We start from the raw sequence: 1,810 nt of genomic DNA, 5'->3' as shown, positions 1-1,810 counted from the left end.
CTAAATAAAAACAGGTTTACGCGCTGATCCCGAGTAAGCGTGAAGGTATGAGTGGCATAGCGCTTCATGAAGTTTAGGTTTTTTATAGTATTCAATACCAACATGCTGTTGGGTAAATAAAGAGTTTTTCCGGTGTGACTGTATGAATCAATATCAACCTCTAATAAGGTCAATTTTACCCAGTCAGTTTCTGTTACTTCACCGTAATAGCGACCGACCTGAATCCAGTCACCAACCTGAAATGGTCTTGATGCAACTATATAAATGTATCCGATAATACATTGAATAAACTCGCGCGTAGCAATAACAATAGCTACAACAAATGCGGCTACAGAAAATGCAAATTTTTGTAGTTCGGCTGACCAGTAGATAAAAAATAAAACAACAACTGTAAGGTTAATTAAGTTTTTAATTAAATTAATTAGATAACGACGATCTTCCCGTTTTGCCTTGCTTCTCACTCTGATGGCTTTTACCAACAATAGTTTAAAGAAATAAGCTAAAACAATAAATGTAAGCGAAGATAGCAACTTGTGCTCAACAAGGAAGTCGCTAAGAGTAAAGTCGATCATGGGTTATCCCAATTTTATATATGGTTATAAAATAAATTGTATTCATAATAGAAATATTGAGGCCAATCCGAGGAAACTTAAAAAACCGACCACATCAGTTACCGTCGTTAAAATAACTGCCCCTGAAAGTGCAGGGTCAATTTTCATTCGTTTTAACGTCAATGGGATAAGTACTCCAGAAAGAGAGGCGACCAGTAAATTTATGAACAGTGCGACGGCAATTATTAGCGAAAGGTATGTGTCTTTAAACCACAGTAAGGATACGATCGCTACTAAGAAAGCCCACACTAGGCCATTGAGCGCCCCCACAGCAAGCTCTTTACGCACCAGCCATAGAGCATTTAAGTGAGACACTTGATCCATAGCTTGGCCTCTAATGATCAGCGTGAGAGTCTGACTACCGGCAATACCTCCCATGCTTGCTGTCACCGGCATTAATACGGCTAACGCTACAATCTGATTCAGGGCCGCTTCAAATAAGCCAATAACCCAAACGGCCATAAACACTGTAATCAGGTTTATCCCTAGCCACACCCCACGACGCAGGGCACTTGGAATAATGGGAGAAAATAGATCTTCTTCCTGTGCAACTCCACCGGACTTTAGAAACGCTTGGTCTGCTTCATGACGAATAACATCTACAACATCATCAACCGTAATTCTTCCACACAGCTTGCCTTCAGCATCGATCACCGCTACTGAAATAAGCTCTCGTTTTTCAAACAATGTGGCTACTTCGTGTTCTTTAGCATCAAAACGTACGGCTTCTGCCGTGCCAACCATTGCCTCTATTACTTTGGTTTCTGGACTACCTGTAACGATATTAGCTAATTCAAGTTTTCCTAAATAGTAACCTTCTGCATCTGTTACCATTAAAGCATCAGTTAGCGATGGCAGTTTTTCATGCCGTCTTAACCAACGTAACACAACTGAGAATGTCACATCTTTTCTTACACTGAGAACTTCTGTACGCATCAAGCGACCGGCACTTCCCTCCGGGTAACTCAAAACCGTTTCAAGACGTTTTCGATTATCTGTTTCAAGTGCTTCGAGAATAGATTGAGTTACCTGGTCGGGAAAATCCCCTAAAACATCGGCAAGATCATCGACGGCCATCGCTTCAGCTGCCACAAAAAGCTGTGCATCATCCATCTCCCCTATCAAACTAGGGCGAATGTCAGCACGTAACCAGGGGATGACTTCGCTTTTTTTAGGTTCGCTGAGAAGCTCCCAAATAA

The 1,810-nt window shown here is 41.4% G+C and carries 2 protein-coding genes; both read right to left on the bottom strand.

Features of this window, described 5'->3' with window-relative positions; translation table 11 throughout:
- On the bottom strand, positions 1-572 hold a 572-nt coding region (locus tag QZZ55_RS19820), incomplete at its 3' end, for a mechanosensitive ion channel family protein (RefSeq protein WP_293269151.1).
- A gap of 42 nt (positions 573-614) precedes the next feature.
- Positions 615-1,810 (bottom strand): magnesium transporter (gene mgtE, locus QZZ55_RS19815; protein WP_293269150.1); only part of this gene is annotated, 1,196 nt, incomplete at its 5' end.

It is taken from the genome of Neptunomonas sp. (assembly GCF_016744175.1).
GTDB lineage: Bacteria > Pseudomonadota > Gammaproteobacteria > Pseudomonadales > Balneatricaceae > Neptunomonas.
Note: the sequence above shows the minus strand (reverse complement) of the source record. Positions and strands in the feature narration are given on the sequence as shown.